Annotated in this window: 2 protein-coding genes; one reads left to right on the top strand and one right to left on the bottom strand. The window is 47.5% G+C overall.

The window, feature by feature from the left end:
* Nucleotides 1-88 precede the first annotated feature (88 nt).
* Entirely contained in the window at nt 89-601 is a 513-nt protein-coding gene (gene lolA, locus Q0200_RS11745) for a LolA-like outer membrane lipoprotein chaperone (RefSeq protein ID WP_297941283.1), read from the bottom strand.
* Nucleotides 602-690: 89 nt separating this feature from the next.
* Here lolA and secA point away from each other — a divergent pair.
* A partial coding sequence (gene secA / locus Q0200_RS11750) for a preprotein translocase subunit SecA (protein ID WP_297941284.1) occupies nt 691-2,785 on the top strand: 2,095 nt, incomplete at its 3' end.

Raw genomic sequence — 2,785 nt, forward strand, 5'->3', positions numbered from 1 at the left:
ACGGGAGCTACCTGGTCGGTAGTGACCGAGTAAAATTTAAATCCAACGAAGTATGAAGGAAAAAGACAAGCCACTTTTTGCAAAGAGTTTATTGGTTTATGACGTCATAATACGACGGTATCACCGGCGTCAGCAAATCATCGCTTATCTTAAAATCCTTTTTCGTGTTGCTTAACGTGATTTTGATTTTATTGCCGAGTTTATCCTCGTAGTCGATCCTTGTCGGGATGTAGTTTTTGACGGTGATTAGATACTCTACGCCGTCGTATTTGGCTTTGTAGAGAGTGTCGGTGATCTTAACCGCGTTTCTAACGACGTCGATCAAATTCGGCGCCTTTTCAAATTTGGAGATGATCGCTTGCTCGAGCGCATCCTCGATCACGACGACGCGGTTTTTGTCAAAGTAGATTTTTTTAGGCGTCGGGCGCTCGTAGATCCAGTAGGCGCGGTTGTTGCTTTTTGCGTAAAATTTACCGTAGTAATCGACCGTTTCGTTCTCGCTCGTGATGGTTTGCACGAAGTCGCTTTGAAGCGTGACGAAATTTAACGTAACTCCGAAAGCCGAGGCGCAAAAGAGCAAAAATGCTAAAATTTTTTTCATATATTTTCCTTTATCGGGCGAAATTCTAGCTAAGTTTAAATAATAAAATGTTAAAATCCAAGCTTTAACAAAATTTAAAAAGGCTAAAAATGATAACGGCGTTTATGCAGAAGATATTCGGTACGAAAAACGACAGGGAAGTAAAAAAATATTTCAAACGAGTCGCCTACATAAACTCGCTTGAAGGCAAATATCAAGCGATGAGCGACGATGAGCTAAAGGCTAAATTTAACGAATTTAAATCGCAGGTACAAAACGGAGAAAAGAGTCAGGACGAGCTGCTAGACGAGGTGTTTGCTATCGTGCGCGAGGTCGGTAAAAGGACGCTAAATATGCGCCATTTCGACGTTCAGCTAATCGGCGGTATGGTGCTAAACGACGGCAAGATCGCCGAGATGAAAACGGGCGAAGGCAAAACCCTCGTGGCAAGCTTGCCCGTCGTACTAAACGCGATGAGTGGCAAGGGCGTGCACGTCGTGACCGTAAACGACTACCTCGCTAAGCGAGACGCGACGCAAATGGGCGAAATTTATAAATTTCTAGGCCTTAGCGTCGGCGTGATACTAGGCGGCGAATACGACGATGCAGCGCGTAAAGCCGCATACGATAGCGACATCACATACGGCACGAATAACGAATTCGGCTTTGACTACCTACGCGACAATATGAAAATGGATTTCAAAGACAAGGTGCAAAGAGAGCACAACTTCGTCATCGTGGACGAGGTCGATAGTATCCTCATCGACGAGGCTAGAACGCCGCTCATCATCTCTGGTCCCACAAACCGCACGCTAGACGGCTACATCAAAGCAAACGAGGTCGCGCGCCAGATGAAGCGCGGCGAACCGCCTGCGACTCCGCAAGAAAAGGCTACCGGCGACTTTACCGTCGATGAGAAAAACCGCACGATAGCGATCACCGAAGAAGGCATCTCAAAGGCTGAAAAGCTTTTTGGCGTGGCAAATCTATATGACATGGAAAACGCGATTTTGAGCCACCACCTAGACCAAGCTCTAAAAGCGCACAATCTCTTTGAAAAGGACGTGCATTACGTCGTTCGCGAAGGTCAAGTCGTAATCGTCGACGAATTTACGGGCAGACTAAGCGAAGGTCGAAGATTTAGCGAGGGCTTGCACCAGGCGCTCGAGGCCAAAGAGGGCGTAAAGATCCAAGAAGAGAGCCAAACGCTAGCCGATATTACATTCCAAAACTACTTTAGGCTTTACAAAAAACTATCGGGCATGACGGGTACGGCTCAAACTGAGGCGACCGAGTTTTCGCAAATTTACAAGCTTGACGTCGTTTCGATCCCGACAAACGTACCGGTAATCAGAAAAGACAACAACGATCTCATTTATAAAACAGAAAACGAGAAATTTAAGGCCGTGATCGACGAGATAAAAAAGGCTCACGATCGCGGCCAGCCCGTACTTGTGGGTACCGCCTCGATCGAAAAGAGCGAAAAACTGCATAACCTACTAGTAAAAGAAAAAATCCCGCACTCCGTGCTAAATGCTAAAAACCACGAAAAAGAGGCCGAGATCATCGCTCAAGCCGGCGCTCGCGGCGCGGTTACGATCGCGACGAATATGGCCGGACGCGGCGTAGATATCCGTATCGATGACGAGGTGCGAAACCTAGGCGGCCTATACATCATCGGCACCGAAAGACACGAAAGCCGCCGTATCGACAACCAGCTGCGAGGCCGCTCTGGACGTCAGGGCGATCCGGGAGTGAGCCGCTTTTACCTAAGCCTTGAGGATAATCTGCTTAGAATATTCGGTAGCGACCGCATAAAGGCGATAATGACGCGCCTTGGTATCGAAGAGGGCGAAAGCATCGACTCGAAAATGGTCACCAGAGCCGTCGAAAACGCGCAAAAAAAGGTCGAGAGCCTACATTTTGAAGCGCGAAAGCATATCCTCGAGTACGACGACGTCGCAAATGAGCAAAGAAAAACGGTATATAAATTTAGAAACGAGTTGCTTGATCCAAATTTTGAAGTCGGCGAAAAAATCAAACAAAATCGCGCCGAATTTGTCGAGCACCTGCTAGCTCAGGCTGAAATCTACGCAGGCGAGCCAAAGAGCGAATACAACCTCGAAAAACTAAGCTCCGTGATAATCTCAAACGGCGCGTTTATGCAGCCTGACGAGCTAAAAGATCTCGACTACGCCGAGCTTG

Origin of the sequence: uncultured Campylobacter sp. (genome assembly GCF_938045225.1) — a bacterium.
GTDB lineage: Bacteria > Campylobacterota > Campylobacteria > Campylobacterales > Campylobacteraceae > Campylobacter_A.

What these genes read in the sequence shown, in the direction of transcription:
- lolA (WP_297941283.1), bottom strand. Translation starts at nt 601, where the DNA reads ATGAAAAAAATTTTAGCATTTTTGCTCTTTTGCGCCTCGGCTTTCGGA.